The sequence below is a fragment of the Pseudomonas sp. GW821-FHT03C07 genome, from assembly GCF_059420925.1.
This window is the reverse complement of sequence record NZ_JBWKUQ010000010.1, coordinates 238,740-254,341: the sequence shown is the minus strand read 5'-3', so window position 1 is coordinate 254,341 and position 15,602 is coordinate 238,740. Positions and strand designations below refer to the sequence as shown.

11 protein-coding genes and 1 pseudogene are annotated in these 15,602 nt (G+C 62.8%); 6 read left to right on the top strand and 6 right to left on the bottom strand.

Translation table 11 applies throughout. From position 1 onward, the window contains the following. Positions 1 to 371 precede the first annotated feature (371 nt). Entirely contained in the window at positions 372 to 1,070 is a 699-nt protein-coding gene (pyrF, locus tag AC07VG_RS20470; RefSeq protein ID WP_495004138.1) for an orotidine-5'-phosphate decarboxylase, read from the top strand. Between the two features lie 72 nt (positions 1,071 to 1,142). Here the strand turns inward: pyrF and AC07VG_RS20465 are convergent, their stop codons facing one another. Next, positions 1,143 to 2,147 carry an NADP-dependent oxidoreductase gene (locus AC07VG_RS20465; protein WP_495021769.1) on the bottom strand — a complete coding sequence of 335 codons (1,005 nt, stop codon included), beginning with the start codon at positions 2,145 to 2,147 and terminating at the stop codon, positions 1,143 to 1,145. Between the two features lie 235 nt (positions 2,148 to 2,382). Here AC07VG_RS20465 and AC07VG_RS20460 point away from each other — a divergent pair, with 235 nt between their 5' ends. From AC07VG_RS20460 to AC07VG_RS20445, 4 genes and pseudogenes are all read left to right on the top strand, one after another. Then, positions 2,383 to 3,144: an SDR family oxidoreductase gene (locus AC07VG_RS20460; protein WP_495021768.1), complete on the top strand. Its 762-nt coding sequence runs from the start codon at positions 2,383 to 2,385 to the stop codon at positions 3,142 to 3,144. Between the two features lie 250 nt (positions 3,145 to 3,394). Next, positions 3,395 to 4,819 carry an aminotransferase-like domain-containing protein gene (locus AC07VG_RS20455; protein WP_495021767.1) on the top strand — a complete coding sequence of 475 codons (1,425 nt, stop codon included), beginning with the start codon at positions 3,395 to 3,397 and terminating at the stop codon, positions 4,817 to 4,819. A gap of 116 nt (positions 4,820 to 4,935) precedes the next feature. Further along, positions 4,936 to 6,036 (top strand): annotated as a pseudogene (locus AC07VG_RS20450) (HAMP domain-containing protein); the annotation flags it as partial. After that, positions 6,025 to 6,906: a methyl-accepting chemotaxis protein gene (locus tag AC07VG_RS20445; RefSeq protein WP_495004140.1), complete on the top strand. Its 882-nt coding sequence runs from the start codon at positions 6,025 to 6,027 to the stop codon at positions 6,904 to 6,906. The pseudogene AC07VG_RS20450 and the gene AC07VG_RS20445, both read left to right, overlap by 12 nt. 140 nt (positions 6,907 to 7,046) lie before the next feature. Here AC07VG_RS20445 and AC07VG_RS20440 read toward each other — a convergent pair whose 3' ends face one another. Further along, complete coding sequence (locus AC07VG_RS20440; protein ID WP_495021766.1) at positions 7,047 to 8,237, bottom strand: benzoate/H(+) symporter BenE family transporter; 1,191 nt, start codon at positions 8,235 to 8,237, stop codon at positions 7,047 to 7,049. A gap of 227 nt (positions 8,238 to 8,464) precedes the next feature. On the opposite strand from AC07VG_RS20440, the gene AC07VG_RS20435 reads away from it, so the two are divergent. Continuing rightward, a complete protein-coding gene (locus tag AC07VG_RS20435; protein WP_495004133.1) occupies positions 8,465 to 9,229 on the top strand; it encodes a GntR family transcriptional regulator in 765 nt (254 codons plus the stop codon). A gap of 157 nt (positions 9,230 to 9,386) precedes the next feature. Here AC07VG_RS20435 and guaD read toward each other — a convergent pair whose 3' ends face one another. The 4 genes from guaD to xdhA all read right to left on the bottom strand — a co-directional run bounded on the left by guaD (position 9,387) and on the right by xdhA (position 15,531). Continuing rightward, a complete protein-coding gene (guaD, locus tag AC07VG_RS20430; protein WP_495021765.1) occupies positions 9,387 to 10,691 on the bottom strand; it encodes a guanine deaminase in 1,305 nt (434 codons plus the stop codon). 8 nt (positions 10,692 to 10,699) lie between these two features. After that, positions 10,700 to 11,542, bottom strand: a complete 843-nt coding sequence (gene xdhC / locus AC07VG_RS20425; RefSeq protein WP_495004131.1) for a xanthine dehydrogenase accessory protein XdhC — start codon at positions 11,540 to 11,542, stop codon at positions 10,700 to 10,702. 142 nt (positions 11,543 to 11,684) lie between these two features. Then, entirely contained in the window at positions 11,685 to 14,084 is a 2,400-nt protein-coding gene (gene xdhB / locus AC07VG_RS20420) for a xanthine dehydrogenase molybdopterin binding subunit (RefSeq protein ID WP_495021764.1), read from the bottom strand. After that, on the bottom strand, positions 14,077 to 15,531 hold the full coding sequence (xdhA, locus tag AC07VG_RS20415; RefSeq protein WP_495004129.1) for a xanthine dehydrogenase small subunit: 1,455 nt from the start codon (positions 15,529 to 15,531) through the stop codon (positions 14,077 to 14,079). Before xdhA ends, xdhB begins: the two co-directional genes overlap by 8 nt. Positions 15,532 to 15,602: the final 71 nt, after the last annotated feature.

Below are 15,602 nucleotides of genomic sequence, written 5' to 3'. Positions count from 1 at the left end.
GCGGTGCCCCAGCCATAGCTCCAGCCGAAGTATTCACCGGAGATCACCAGGCCCACGGCAATGCCCCAGAGGTGCAGCGTGCCCAGCGTGGGCTTGAGTTGTGTGTTCATGCGTTTCTCCCTGAACGGTTTGGATACTGCTCGGCTCAGGGGATTGCAGTGGGCGTGCCAGCCACCGGGGTCGCGTCGTTATCTGCGAAAAGCTGTCGTATCGAGGACGTTTCGCCGATGTTCGCCTGGGTTTCGACTTACTTTGGTGCGGGACCGGGCGTTTATGGCGCATCGGGACTAGATTTACCGATCACCGGGTCCCGGTCCGCCCCGGGTTCCGCTACAATGCGCGCCGATTTCGACTTGCCAGAGAGCCCGCCCATGTCCGCCTGCCAGACGCCTATCATCGTCGCCCTGGATTTCCCCTCCCGTGACGCCGCCCTGAAGTTGGCCGATCAACTGGACCCGAAGCTGTGCCGGGTCAAGGTCGGCAAGGAGCTGTTCACCAGCTGCGCGGCGGAAATTGTCGGCACCTTGCGTGACAAGGGTTTCGAGGTGTTCCTCGACCTGAAATTCCACGATATCCCCAACACCACGGCCATGGCGGTCAAGGCGGCGGCGGAGATGGGCGTGTGGATGGTCAATGTGCATTGCTCCGGCGGCCTGCGCATGATGGCGGCGTGCCGCGAGGTGCTGGATAAGCGCAGCGGCCCGCAGCCGTTGTTGATCGGCGTCACCGTGCTGACCAGCATGGAGCGCGAGGACCTGGCCGGTATCGGCCTGGATGTCGATCCGCAGGTGCAGGTATTGCGTCTGGCGGCCTTGGCGGAAAAGGCCGGGCTGGATGGCTTGGTGTGCTCGGCCCTGGAAGCCACGGCGCTCAAGAGCGCCCATCCGGGCCTGCAACTGGTGACCCCGGGGATTCGTCCGGCGGGCAGCGCCCAGGATGATCAGCGCCGTATCCTGACCCCGCGTCAGGCCCTGGATGCCGGTTCCGATTACCTGGTGATTGGTCGCCCGATCAGCCAGGCGGCCGATCCGGCCCAGGCCCTGGCGGCGGTAGTGGCCGAACTGGCCTGATAAGGGGCCTGTCGCGAGTCATGGGCGGATGTCCGATGACTCGCGATAGGTACTAGCTGGAAACGCGCTGATTCAAACCTTCAACACCAGCTTGCCGAAATTCTCCCCGCTGAACAGCTTCATCAGTGTCTCCGGAAAGGTTTCCAGTCCTTCGACGATATCTTCCTTGCTCTTGAGCTGGCCCTTGGCTATCCAGCCGGCCATTTCCTGTCCGGCGGCGGCGAAGCGACTGGCGTAGTCCATCACCACGAAGCCTTCCATGCGCGCGCGATTGACCAGCAGGGCCAGGTAATTGGCCGGGCCTTTCACCGCTTCCTTGTTGTTGTACTGGCTGATGGCGCCACAGATCACCACGCGCGCCTTGAAGTTCAGGCGGGTCAGCACCGCGTCGAGAATATCGCCGCCGACGTTATCGAAATACACGTCCACGCCTTTCGGACATTCGCGTTTCAGGCCGGCACCGACGTCCTCGCTCTTGTAGTCGATGGCCCCGTCGAAGCCCAGTTCGTCGATCAGGAACTGGCACTTCTCGGCGCCGCCGGCAATTCCGACCACCCGGCAACCCTTGAGCCTGGCAATCTGCCCGGCAATGCTGCCGACCGCGCCCGCCGCGCCGGAGATCACCACGGTTTCGCCGTCTTTCGGCGCACCGACATCCAGCAGGGCGAAGTAGGCGGTCATGCCGGTCATGCCCAGGGCGGACAGGTAACGCGGCAATGGCGCCAGTTTCGGGTCAACCTTGTAGAAACCCTTCGGCTCGCCGAGGAAATAATCCTGTACCCCCAGGGCGCCGTTGACATAGTCGCCGACGGCAAAGCCCGGATGGTTGGACGCCACGACCTGGCCGACCCCCAGGGCGCGCATCACCTCGCCAAGACCCACTGGCGGGATATAGGACTTGCCCTCGTTCATCCAGCCGCGCATGGCCGGGTCCAGGGACAGGTATTCGTTCTTGACCAGGATCTGGCCCGTGCCTGGCTCACCCACGGGCACTTGCTGGTAGGTGAAGGTCTCGCGGGTCGCTGGGCCGACCGGGCGCTTGGCCAGCAAGAATTGGCGATTGTTCTGGGTGGTCATGGCAGGCACTCGAAGATCAATGAAGCCTTGTTGATAGACCCTCATCGCGCAGACGGCAAGTTTTGCAGACAAGGCGAATAGGGCGCGATCCAGTTCAATGATGAAAGGTCGTATGAACTTATCACTGCAATGCATAAGCCATTAACCGGGCTTCTGATAGTGCTGCCGCGACAGCCACCGTGCTGGCTAGACTGAGAGCACAGCAGCCCTTTCGTATTGCATTGAGGACATAATCATGAGCATGACGTTTTCCGGCCAGGTAGCCCTGGTGACCGGCGCGGCGGCCGGCATTGGCCGTGCGACGGCCCAGGCGTTTGCCGCCGAAGGCCTGAAGGTGGTCGTTGCCGACCTCGATGTCAGCGGCGGTGAGGGTACGGTCGAGTTGATCCGCGCGGCGGGTGGCGATGCCGTGTTCGTGCGCTGCAACGTCACTCAGGAAACCGATGTGCAGAACCTCATGGCACAAGCGGTGAGCGCCTACGGACGGGTTGACTACGCCTTCAACAACGCCGGTATCGAGATCGAGAAAGGCAAGCTGGCCGACGGCACCCTGGACGAGTTCGACGCGATCATAGGGGTCAATGTCAAAGGCGTCTGGCTGTGCATGAAGCACCAGTTGCCGCTGATGTTGGCCCAGGGCGGTGGCGCCATCGTCAACACGGCCTCGGTGGCCGGCCTGGGTGCGGCACCGAAGATGAGCATCTACGCGGCGTCCAAGCATGCCGTCATCGGCCTGACCAAGTCGGCGGCCATCGAGTACGCGAAGAAGAAAATCCGCGTCAATGCCGTCTGCCCGGCGGTGATCGATACCGACATGTTCCGTCGCGCCTATGAGGCCGATCCGAAGAAGGCCGAGTTTGCCGCGGCCATGCATCCGGTCGGGCGCATCGGCAAGGTCGAGGAGATCGCCAGTGCGGTGCTTTATCTGTGCAGCGACGGTGCTGCTTTCACCACTGGACATGCCCTGGCCGTGGACGGCGGAGCCACCGCGATTTGAGCTGTCGCTCGCTTCGTCCGGCTCCGTAGCCCTTTTGCAAGGAACCCGCCTAATGGCGGGTTTTTTTATGTCCGCCGGTGTTGGAAATACGGTCGGTGCATTCGCCTCGGGTTGTCAGTCGGTGTCTTCAGGGCCCGGCGGGCGGGCCTTCCAGGGCGTGGTTGAGAGGCTTTTTGTGCAAGCAAGGCCCCCGGGCTTTTGTGTTTAACTGTTTAACGAGAAATAACAATGGGTTGGAGCGTCAAACACAATGGATTTGGAAATTGATCGGCAGGCGCTGGTCCCCGTCGTGCAGCAAATCGTCAATGCCGTGATCGAGTGGATTCGCTGCCAGCGCGCGGGGCCCGGGACTCGCCTGCCATCCGTTCGACAGTTGGCCAAGGACAACTCCCTCAGCCAGGCGAATGTCCTGGAAGCCTGCCAGCGGCTGGTGGCGCAAGGCGTGCTGACACCGCGCAACGGCTCGGCCTTTATTGTCTCGGATGCCCATGGCGACACCCGCGACAGCGTCGAACCACAGTGGTACGAGGGGCTGGAAACGGAGTGGGGGGCGTTCAGCGAACACCCCCTGGGCGAGTTGAAACTGGGCTGCGGCTGGGTGCCCGAAAGCTGGCGTGAGAGCGATGACATCGCCTATGCCATTCGCCAGGTCAGCCGTACGCAGATGCATGGGATGTTCAACTACAGCACGCCCCTGGGGCTGCAGGCATTACGCCAACAGATCCAGAAGCGCCTGGCGCAAAAGGGCATCCCGTGTGCACCCGAGCAGATCCTGACGACCCATGGCGTCACCCAGGCGCTGGACCTGCTGGTACGCCACCTGCTCAAGCCGGGGGACTGCGTACTGGTGGAAACACCGGGTTACGCCAACCTCTACAAACTGCTGGCGTTACAGGGGGTCAAGCTGCTGGAGGTGCAGCGGACCCATTCCGGGCCGGACATGGAACAGTTACGCAAGCTGTTGCAGCAGCACCGTCCGCGCTGTCTGTTCATCAACAGCCTCTACCACAACCCGACGGGTACCAGCCTGACCCTGGCGGTAGCCACGCAGTTGTTGCAGTTGGCCCAGGCCCATGACTTCCTGATCGTCGAAGACGCTATCTACAGCGATCTGCAAAGCGGGCCCGGCGTCCAGTTGGCGGCGCTGGACAGCAGCCAGCGGGTGATCTATGTGGGCGGCTTCTCGAAAACCCTGAGCAGTTCGCTGCGAGTCGGTTTTGTCCGTGCCCGGGGCGAACTCATCCAGCGCCTGGCGCAAGTGAAGATGATCACCAGCCTCGGCGCCTCGCGTTTTGCCGAATGTGTGGTTGCCATGCTGCTGGCCAATGGCACCTATCGCAAGCTGGTCCAGCGTCTGCGCCAGCGCCTGAGCGTGGAGCGGGTCGCCACCCTGGATACCTTGGAGAGAGCGGGCTGGGAAGTGTTTGCCGAGCCCGCCGGCGGCATGTTCATCTGGGCCCGCAGTCCGGGGTTTCCCCTGGCGCAAGTCCTGTCCCATGCGCGCACGCTTGGGGTGTTGCTGGCCCCGGGCGATGCCTTTATGCCGCCAGGCACAACCAGCGACTGGCTGCGGATAAATGTGGCCTATGCTTCAGATCTGCGCGCACAGAAGTTCTTCCGTCTGCTGGGTGGCGCCGAATCGACCTCGACCATCCTGAAAGCGACGCGGATGTAGCTTTTGGCCATTATTCCGGCGCCAAAGGCTTGTGCTTTACCCGTCCCGATTGCGAATCTGCATGAATCTTGAATGGGCGTGTGCACCTTCAGCATTCTAATCGGGGATTAAGCGCCATGATTTCTGCCGTGCAAGGACGTTTCGCCAATCTCGGTATGGCCAAGAAACTGGCCATCGGGTTTGCCCTGGTATTGCTGCTGACCGGTCTGGTGGCGGCGATCGGTGTCTGGTCCTTGCAAACCATCAGCTTGCGCTTCGATGGACTCAAGCAGATGTCTTCGCTCAACAGCGAATTGCTCCGGGTCCGTTTGCTCGAGCAGGAATATGCGCTGCATTCGGACCCCAAGACCGTTGATGCCTTGCACCAGGGTGTCGACGGCCTGTTGGCGCAGGCGCAGGTCCTCAAGGCGCAGTCGGCGGCCAACGTACCGGTCATGACCGATGTCGAGCAGGCCCTGGGCGCTTACCGCAAGGCGTTCGACGAGTTTGTCGAGTTGACCCAGACCAAAGACCTGGCGCTGGAAATGGCCAGTTGGTCGGTGGCCAGCGTGGCCAACAACCTGGATGTGCTCCAGGCCGGCTTGTCCGATGACGGCACCTATGCCCTCAAGGACACCCAGGGCAAGGAGGGCAAGGAGTTTGTCGAGCAGGCCGGCCAGGTCAGCCATGTCTCGCAATTGATGCTGCAGGCGATGAACGAGGCCCGGGTGCGCCTCGACCAGAGTCGCAAAGGCGATGAAGAGAACGAGAACAAAGGCAAGATCGAGCAGGCCGACCAGGCCTTGGCCCAGGTGGAGCAACTCAAGACCGCGGTCAAGGACCCGGGCTATCAGACGGTGCTGACCGAGGTCAGTGGCCATATCGCCAGCTTCGGTGAAAAGCTCGCCGAATACACCGGCCTGCTGGAGCAGGAGAAAAAGGTTTACCTGCAATTGCATGAGCGCGCGGCCCAGGTGGTGGCGCGGGTCAACCAGGCCTACGCCGCCGAAGACCAGTCGATGCAGGCCGAGTTGAAGAAGAATTCGCTGTTGATCATCGGTTCGTCGGCCCTGGCCTTGCTGGTCGGCCTGGTGGCGTCATTGGTGATTACCCGTCTGATTGTCGCGCCGTTGCGCAGTGTGATTCAGGTGGCCCAGCAGATTGCCGCCGGTGACCTGACCGGTAATCGGGTGGAGGTCCGTCGCCGCGATGAAATCGGCCAACTGATGCTGGCCATGCAGCAGATGGGTGTGGGCTTGAGCGGTATCGTCAGCGGGCTGCAGGCGGGGATCGAGCAACTGGCGACCTCGGCGCATTCGTTGTCGGCGGTCACCGAACAGACCAACCTGGAAGTCAGCAGCCAGAAGGAAGAGACCGAGCAGGTCGCCACCGCGATGAACCAGATGACGGCGACGGTGCACGATGTTGCGCGTAACGCCGAAGAAGCCGCCCAGGCGGCGCAGACCGCCGACGACAAGGTCGATAGCGGCCAGCAGGTGGTACGCCAGAGCATGCAACGGATCGAGCAGTTGGCGGATTCGGCCAGTTCGGCGAGCCTGAGCATCGAAAGCCTCAGCGCGGAAATCCAGAATATCGGTACCGTGCTTGGGGTGATCAAGAGCGTCGCCGAACAGACCAACCTGTTGGCTCTCAACGCGGCCATCGAGGCGGCCCGGGCCGGTGAGCAGGGTCGTGGTTTTGCCGTGGTGGCCGATGAGGTCCGGGCCCTGGCCAAACGTACCCAGCAGTCCACCGAAGAGATTGAGCGTCTGGTCAGTGCCTTGCGCACCGCGGCGCAGGCCTCGGTGCATCAAATCCAGAGCAGTGGCGAGCTGGTCAAGCTGGCGGTCAGCGATGCGTTGCAGACCGAGAGCGCGCTGGGCAGCATTGCCGCGGCGGTGTCGCTGATCCAGCAGATGAACCAGCAGATTGCGGCGGCGGCCGAGGAGCAGAGTTCGGTGGCCGAAGAGATCAACCGTAGCGTGACCAGCATCCGCGCCAGTGCCGATCAGTCGGCGTTGGCGATGCAGGGCAACGCGGCTTCAAGCATCGAGCTGGCGCAGTTGGGGATGGAATTGAAGGGGATGGTCGGGCATTTCCGGATCTGATGCCTGGCTGAACGCTACGCTGTTCCTGTAGGAGCCAGCTTGCTGGCGATGACGTCCGCTAGAGCGATGCAAGACTTGCTGGCCTCATCGCCAGCAAGCTGGCTCCTACAGGTTTTTCGGTGTCTTCGGAATCCTGTTGCTCAGGCCTTGCGCCCATTCAGGATCATCAGCGTCAGCACCCCCGCGACGATCCCCCAGAAGGCCGAACCCACCGAAAACAGCGTGAACCCCGATGCCGTCACCATAAAGGTGATCAGCGCCGCTTCCCGCTCCTTGGGCTCGTTCATGGCCAGGTTCAAGCCGTTCATGATCGAACCGAACAGCGCCAGCGCCGCGATCGACAGCACCAGTTCCTTGGGCAGCGCGGCAAACAGCGCCGCCAGCGTGGCTCCGAAAGTTCCGGCGATCCCGTAGAAAATCCCGCACCAGACGGCCGCCGTGTAGCGCTTGCTCTTGTCCTCATGAGCATGGGGCCCGGTGCAAATCGCCGCGCTGATGGCCGCCAGGTTGATCCCGTGGGAGCCAAAGGGCGCCAGCAGCAGCGAGGCGATCCCGGTCACGCTGATCAACGGCGAGGCGGGCACGTTGTAGCCGTCGGCGCGCAGCACGGCGATGCCGGGCATGTTCTGCGAGGTCATGGCCACCACGAACAGCGGAATACCGATGCTGATGGTCGCCGCCAGGGAGAATGACGGCGTGGTCCATACCGGCGTCGCCACTTCCAGGTGGAAGCCGCTGAAATCCAGCAACCCCAGCAGTCCCGAGAGGGCGCTGCCGACCAGCAGGGCGGCGAGCACGGCATAACGTGGCGACAGGCGCTTGATGATCAGGTAGCTGAAGAACATCCCCAGTACCAGCCCGGTGCGATGCTGCGCGGCGACGAAGATCTCGCTGCCAATCTTGAACAGGATGCCCGCCAGCAGCGCCGCCGCCAGTGAAGAGGGCAGGCGCTTGACCAGCTTCTCGAAACTGCCGGTCAGGCCGCAAATCGTCACCAGCAGTGCGCAGGTGATGTAGGCACCGATCGCTTCGCCGTAGGTCACCCCGGACAGGCTGGTGATCAACAGCGCCGCACCGGGTGTCGACCAGGCGATGGTGATCGGCGTGCGATAGCGCAGGGACAGGCCGATGCTGCAAATCGCCATGCCGATCGACAAGGCCCAGATCCACGAAGAGATCTGGCCGCTGGTCAGCCCCGCGGCTTGCCCGGCCTGGAACATCAGCACCAGGGAGCTGGTGTAGCCGGTCATCATCGCGATAAAACCGGCGACTATCGCGGAGGGCGAAGTGTCGGCCAAGGGGCGCAGGCGTGCCTGGGTGATGTCGGTCATGGGATGGCATTCCTTGTACAGAGGAAACAAGCGGTAACAGTCTAGGTAGACTAAACGCAAAGGTGATCGCTGATTGCAATACAGCCGGCGTGGCAAACAGCCGTACAGTCGTGTTGGCACCCGGCTTTGTGTACAATGTGCCATGCTTTTACGCGCTACTTGTCAGTGACCCGCTGTGCCGTTCGCCAGTCGGGGTCCATTCGCCGCCGTCTCCGATCCGAGTGACCATGAACGAACAGTTGCAACCCCTCAAGAAACAACCGCGCGCCGGCAAGTCCGGTCGCACCGGGACCCAGGACGATATCGTCTACGCGCATATCTTCGAGGCCATCCTCGAACAGCGGCTGGCGCCCGGGACCAAGTTGAGCGAAGAGGCGCTGGGGGAAATTTTCGGGGTCAGTCGCACCATCATTCGTCGCGCCTTGTCGCGTCTCGCCCATGAAGGCGTGGTGCTGTTGCGGCCGAACCGTGGCGCGGTGGTGGCCAGTCCCAGTGTCGAGGAAGCCCGCCAGGTGTTCCTGGCCCGGCGCATGGTGGAGAAGGCGATTACCGAACTGGCGGTTTTGCACGCCACGGCCGAGGAGCTGGCGCTGTTGCGGCAGATGGTCAACGACGAGCGCGACAGCTTTTCCCGTGGTGATCGTGGGGCGGGGATCCGCCTTTCCGGCGAGTTCCACCTCAAGTTGGCGGAAGCGGCGAAGAATGCCCCGCTGATCAGCTTCCAGCGCAGCCTGGTGTCGCAGACTTCGTTGATCATCGCCCAGTACGAAAGCGGTAATCGCTCGCATTGCTCCTATGATGAACACACCCAGTTGATCGATGCCATCGAGGCCCGGGATGCGGTGCTGGCGGTGGATCTGATGATGCACCACATGGACCATATCGACAGCAAGCTCAACCTCGATGAGGAGAGTGCCTCGGATGACCTGCATGCGGTGTTCTCGCACCTGTTGCTGGCCAAGAAGCCGGGGCGGTCTGGGGCAAAGCTTTAAGTTGTGGGGCCCTGGGACTGTGGTCTGAGGCGGTCCTTGTAGGAGCCAGCTTGCTGGCGATGCGATCTGATGGTCGACATCACCGTCGCCTGGAAAACCGCTATCGCCAGCAAGCTGGCTCCTACAGGTTATGTGTTGTCGATGAGATCGGGGACGCTCAGCGCTGGTGCACCAGATTCCCCGCCGCATAAGTCTGCTTCACCGTCCGGTCATCCCCCAGCGTCATCAGCACGAACAAAGTCTCGGCAATGTTCCTGGCCTGCTTCAGGCGGTAACTGAGCAGCGGCGTGGCGTGGTAATCCAGCACCAGGAAGTCGGCATCGCTGCCCGGTTGCAGGCCGCCGATCTTGTCTTCCAGGCGCAACGCCCGGGCACCGCCGAGGGTTGCCAGGTACAGCGACTTGAACGGACTCAACCGCGCCCCTTGCAGTTGCATCACCTTGTACGCCTCGTTCAACGTCTGCAGGATCGAGAAGCTCGTCCCACCGCCCACGTCCGTGCCCACGCCGACATTCAACTTGTGCTTCTCCGCCATCGGCAGGTTGAACAAACCGCTGCCGAGGAAGAAGTTCGACGTCGGGCAGAACGCCACCGCCGAGCCGGTCTGCGCCAGGCGGGCGCACTCGTCGTCACACAGGTGCACACCGTGGGCGAACACCGAGCGCTCGCCGAGCAGTTGGTAGTGGTCATAGACATCCAGATAACCCTTGCGCTCCGGGAACAGCTCCTTGACCCATTGCACTTCCTGCAGGTTCTCACTGATGTGGGTCTGCATGTACAGGTCCGGGTATTCCCCCAGCAGTTGGCCGGCCAGGGTCAATTGCTCCGGCGTTGAAGTCGGCGCGAAACGTGGTGTCACCGCATAGTGCAGGCGACCCTTGCCGTGCCAGCGCTCGATCAGCGCCTTGCTCTCCAGGTAGCCGGACTCGGCGGTGTCGGTCAGGTAGTCCGGCGCGTTGCGGTCCATCATCACCTTGCCGGCGATCATCCGCAGGTCGAGCTGCTCGGCGGCCTCGAAGAACGCCTCCACCGATTGCGGGTGCACGCTGCCGAAGACCAGCGCGGTGGTGGTGCCGTTGCGCAGCAGCTCCTTGATGAAAATGTCCGCGACTTCCTCGGCATGGGCCCGGTCGGCGAACTGGCTTTCGCAGGGGAAGGTGTAGGTGTTCAGCCAGTCCAGCAGTTGCTCGCCATAGGCGCCGACCATGCCGGTTTGCGGCAGGTGGATATGGGTGTCGATAAAACCTGGGGTGATCAGGGCATCGATGTAGTGGATGACTTCAACGTCGGCGGGCAGGGTCGGCAGCAGATCGCTGGCCGCGCCCAGGGCGCTGATGCGGCCGTTTTCGACCAGCAGCAGGCCGTCTTCGAAATATTCATAGGACGCCTCGATGCCGACCACGGCCGGATCGGCGAGGCTGTGCAGGAGGGCGGCGCGGTAGGCTTTGCGGGTCGAAGGCATGGGCTTTCTCAGTTTGTGGCCTGGCTGCGGCGCGAAGCCGGCAGCAGTTTGGCAATGGGTTCGGCGCTGGCGCTGTGCTGGCCGAAATTCGCGTTATAGGTGGCGATGATCTCGCCGGCGATGGAGATGGCGATCTCCACCGGCAGCTTGCCTTTGACTTCGGCCAGGCCCAGCGGGCAGCGCATGCGTTGCAACACGCTGGCGTCGAAGCCGCGCTCGCGCAGGCGGTGTTCGAACTTGACCCGTTTGGTCTTCGAGCCGATCAGGCCGAAGTAGGCGAAGTCGTTGCGCTTGAGGATCGCGGCGCTGAGCTCCAGGTCGAGTGGGTGGTTATGGGTCATGACGATGCAGTAGCTGCCGGCGGGCAAATGCTCGATTTCGTCCACCGGTTCCTCGCTGATGATCTTGCGCACGCCGTTGGGGATCTGCGCCGGAAATTCCTGCTCGCGGGAATCGATCCAGCGTATCCGGCAGGGCAGGCTGGCAAGCAGGGGGACCAGGGCGCGGCCGACATGGCCGGCGCCGAACACGGCGATTTCCGCCTGGACCTGGCCCATGGGCTCGAACAGCAACACCGTGACCCCGCCGCAGCACTGGCCAAGGCTGGCGCCGAGCGTGAAGCGCTCCAGATGGGGGCCCCGCTGGCCGCTGGCGAGCATCTCGCGGGCGATCTGCATGGCCTTGTATTCCAGATGGCCACCGCCGATGGTGTCGAAGGTGCTGGCGGCGCTGACGACCATTTTCGAACCGGCATTGCGCGGTGTCGAGCCGAGCTCTTCAATGATGGTCACCAGTACGCAGGGTTCACCCTGGTTCTGCAGGTCGGCGAGGGCGCTGATCCAGTAGTTCATAGGCACCTCTGTGTTGTCTGTTCGGTCGCTTTCGCGGGCAAGCTCCGCTCCCACAGGTTATCGGTTGCACTCAAGTGTTGCGGCTTGACACAAATACTGTGGGAGCGGAGCTTGTCGGGTCGCCGCACCGCCGCGAAGCTTTTCATGGTGAGACCCACTCGATTTCGCTACTCAAGGCCTGCTCCGCCTTGACCCGACGCATCTGCTCACAGCCCCACAACACCCGCTCCGGCGTCGCCGGGGCATCGATCTTCGGCTGGACCCGATAGTCCGCCAGGCTCGCCACCGCATCCTTGAGCGCGCACCACACGGCAATCCCGAGCATGAAGGGTGGCTCGCCGACGGCCTTGGAATGGAACACCGTGTCTTCCGGGTTTTTGCGGTTCTCCACCAGCTTGACCCGCAGGTCCAGCGGCATGTCGGTCACCGCCGGAATCTTGTAGCTGGCCGGGCCGTTGGTCATCAACTTGCCCTTGGCGTTCCACACCAGCTCTTCCATGGTCAGCCAGCCCATACCCTGGACGAAGCCGCCTTCCACCTGGCCGATATCGATCGCCGGGTTCAGCGAGGCGCCGACATCATGCAGGATGTCGGTGCGCAGCATCTTGTACTCGCCGGTCAGGGTATCGACGATCACCTCGGCACAGGCCGCGCCAAAGGCGAAGTAATAGAACGGCCGCCCCCGGGCCTGGCTGCGGTCGTAATAGATCTTCGGTGTCTTGTAGAAGCCGGTACTCGACAGCGACACCTGGGCGAAATACGCCTGCTGGATCAGTGTCTCGAAGGTCAGGATCTGCTCGCGCACCCGCACATGGCCGTTGCGGAATTCCACGTCCGCCTCGCTGACCTTGTAGTGCCGCGCGGCAAATTCCACCAGGCGCTGCTTGATGATTTCAGCGGCATTCTGCGCTGCCTTGCCATTCAGGTCGGCGCCGCTGGAGGCGGCGGTGGGCGAGGTGTTCGGTACCTTGTCAGTGTTGGTGGCGGTGATCTGCACCCGGTCGATTTCCACCTGGAACACCTCGGCCACCACCTGCGCGACCTTGGTGTTCAAGCCCTGGCCCATCTCCGTGCCGCCGTGGTTCAGGTGGATGCTGCCGTCGGTGTAGACATGCACCAGCGCCCCGGCCTGGTTGAGAAAACTGGCGGTAAACGAGATACCGAATTTCACCGGCGTCAGCGCCAGGCCTTTTTTCAGCACCGGACTGTGGGCGTTGTAGCGGCGAATGGTTTCCCGCCGCTCGGCGTACTGGCTGCTGGCTTCCAGTTCGGCGGTCATTTCCTCGAGCATATTGTGCTCGACGGTCTGATAGTAATGGGTGACGTTGCGCTCGGTCTTGCCGTAATAGTTGGCCTTGCGCACCGCCAGCGGATCTAGGCCCAGATGCCGGGCGATGCTATCCATCACCTCCTCGATGGCGACCATGCCCTGCGGGCCGCCGAAGCCACGATAGGCGGTGTTGGAAGCGATGTTGGTCTTGCAACGATGGCCGTTGACGGTGACGTCGCCCAGGTAATAGGCGTTGTCGGCATGGAACATCGCCCGGTCGACAATCGACGCCGACAGGTCCGGCGAGCAGCCGCAGTTACCCGCCAGTTCCAGGTTGATCCCATGCAGGCGGCCGCTGCTGTCGAAGCCGACGTCGTACTCGATATAGAAGGGGTGGCGCTTGCCGGTCATCAGCATGTCTTCGACCCGGGGCAGGCGCATTTTGGTCGGTTGCCCGGTCAGGCGCGCCACTACCGCACAGAGGCACGCCGGGCTGGCGGCCTGGGTTTCCTTGCCGCCGAAACCGCCGCCCATGCGCCGCATATCGACCACGATCTTGTTCATCGACACGCCCAGCACCTCGGCCACCAGCTTCTGCACTTCGGTGGGGTTCTGGGTCGAGCAGTAGACAAGCATGCCGCCGTCTTCGGTGGGCATCACCGAAGAGATCTGGGTTTCCAGGTAGAAGTGCTCCTGCCCACCGATATGCAGGTTGCCCTGGATACGTTGTTCGGCAGTGGCCAGGGCGGCGGCTGAATCACCGCGCTTGTGGGTGTGGCTGTCGAGCACGAAGTGACGCTTGCGCAGGGCCTCGACCACATCCAGCACCGGCTCCAGGTCTTCGTATTCGATCAGCGCGGCCATGGCCGCCTGGCGGGCGGTATCCAGGTCGCGGGCGGCCACGGCCAGCACCGGTTGGCCGACGAATTCGACGATATCGATGGCCAGTAACGGGTCGCCCGGCAGCAACGGACCGATGTCCTTGAGACCGGGAATGTCTTCATGGGTAATGACGATGCGCACCCCCTCGAAGGCGTAGCACGGCGCGGTGTCGATGCTGAGGATGCGCGCATGGGCACGGTCGGACATCCGCGCATAGACGTGCAGCTGGTTGGGGAATTCCAGGCGGTCGTCGATATACACCGCCTCGCCGGCGACGTGCTTGTCGGCGCTGTCGTGCTTGACGCTGCGACCGATGCCGGTGCGCAGGTCGCGGGCGAACAGTTCGGCCATCTCGGCCTGGGTTTTTTCCACGGCATGAGGGTTAGACATAGGCGGTCACCCGAGTCTCGATGTGCGGTGTTTGCAGCTCGATGAAGTACTTGCGCAGCAGGTTGCGGGCACTGAGCAGGCGATATTCCTTGCTGGCGCGGAAGTCCGAGAGCGGGGTGAAGTCCTCGCCCAGTGCCGCGCAGGCACGTTCCAGATTGTCCTGGTTCCAGGGCTGGCCGACCAATGCGCGTTCGCAGGCGCGGGCCCGTTTGGGGATCGCCGCCATACCGCCGAAAGCGATCCGTGCCTCGGCCACGATGCCGTTTTCCAGGCGCAGGTTGAAGGCCGCACAGACTGCCGAAATATCGTCGTCCAGGCGCTTGGAGACCTTGTAGGCACGGAACTGCCACGCGGCATTGGCCCGGGGCACGCAGATGCTTTCGATGAACTCGCTGTCCTGGCGGGCGGTGACCCGGTAATCGATGAAATAGTCTTCCAGCGCCAGGGTGCGAGTGCTGTCGCCCTTGCGCAGTCGCAGCTGCGCGTCCAGTGCGATCAGCAGCGGTGGCGAATCGCCAATGGGCGAAGCGTTGCCGATATTGCCGCCGAGGGTGCCCTGGTTGCGGATCTGCAGCGAGGCGAAGCGTTGCAGCAGTTCGCCGAAGTCCGGGTACTCGGCCTTGAGGGCGGCGTAGCAATCGGAGAGCGGGGTGGCGGCGCCGATTTCCAGACGGTCGTCGAAGGTCTCGATGCGCTTGAGTTCGGCCACGTTGCCGACATAGATCATCACCGGCAAGGGGCGGTGGAACTGGGTAACTTCCAGCGCCAGGTCGGTACCGCCGGCCAGCAGGCGGGCTTGCGGATAGGAATCGTAGAGCGCGGCCAGGTCGGCGACCGTCAATGGCACCAGGCAGCGCTTGTCGCCGCTGTTCAGTTCCGCGGTTTCAGTCGGCGCGATGGCTTTGAGGCGAGCGATGGTTTCGGCTTCGCGAGCATCGAACTGGTCAGCCGGCTTGTTGCAGCAGACGCGCTCCGCGGCGGCCAGGATCGGCCGGTAGCCGGTGCAGCGGCAGAGGTTGCCGGCCAGGGCTTCATGGGCCTTGTGGCGGTCCGGTGCGTCGCTGTTCTTTTGCAGGGCGAACAGCGACATCACGAAGCCCGGCGTGCAGAAGCCGCACTGCGAGCCATGGCAGTCGACCATGGCTTGTTGCACGCTGTGCAGTTGGCCCTGATGCTTGAGGTCTTCGACGCTGATCAGTTGCTTGCCGTGCAACGACGAGACAAAGGTCAGGCAGGAATTGAGGCTGCGATAGCGGATCTGATCGTGCCCCGCCGCGTCGCGGTGCAACTCGCCGACCACCACGGTGCAGGCGCCGCAGTCGCCGCTGGCGCAGCCTTCCTTGGTACCGGGTTTGCCCAGGTGCTCGCGCAAGTACTCGAGCACCGTCAGATTCGGGTCCAGGGCGTGCTCGCGACGGAGTTCCTGGTTGAGTAAAAACTGGATCACGGAAGGCCTCGCAGACTCATTATTGTTGTTGACCGATGAGCCGAATTTAGTGATATCTGACTTTTTGGTCA

Bases quoted from the DNA above. Each gene is read 5' to 3' on its own strand.
- pyrF (WP_495004138.1), top strand. From the start codon at position 372: ATGTCCGCCTGCCAGACGCCTATCATCGTCGCCCTGGATTTCCCCTCC.
- AC07VG_RS20465 (WP_495021769.1), bottom strand. From the start codon at position 2,147: ATGACCACCCAGAACAATCGCCAATTCTTGCTGGCCAAGCGCCCGGTC.
- AC07VG_RS20460 (WP_495021768.1), top strand. From the start codon at position 2,383: ATGAGCATGACGTTTTCCGGCCAGGTAGCCCTGGTGACCGGCGCGGCG.
- AC07VG_RS20455 (WP_495021767.1), top strand. From the start codon at position 3,395: ATGGATTTGGAAATTGATCGGCAGGCGCTGGTCCCCGTCGTGCAGCAA.
- AC07VG_RS20445 (WP_495004140.1), top strand. From the start codon at position 6,025: ATGCTGGCCATGCAGCAGATGGGTGTGGGCTTGAGCGGTATCGTCAGC.
- AC07VG_RS20440 (WP_495021766.1), bottom strand. From the start codon at position 8,237: ATGACCGACATCACCCAGGCACGCCTGCGCCCCTTGGCCGACACTTCG.
- AC07VG_RS20435 (WP_495004133.1), top strand. From the start codon at position 8,465: ATGAACGAACAGTTGCAACCCCTCAAGAAACAACCGCGCGCCGGCAAG.
- guaD (WP_495021765.1), bottom strand. From the start codon at position 10,691: ATGCCTTCGACCCGCAAAGCCTACCGCGCCGCCCTCCTGCACAGCCTC.
- xdhC (WP_495004131.1), bottom strand. From the start codon at position 11,542: ATGAACTACTGGATCAGCGCCCTCGCCGACCTGCAGAACCAGGGTGAA.
- xdhB (WP_495021764.1), bottom strand. From the start codon at position 14,084: ATGTCTAACCCTCATGCCGTGGAAAAAACCCAGGCCGAGATGGCCGAA.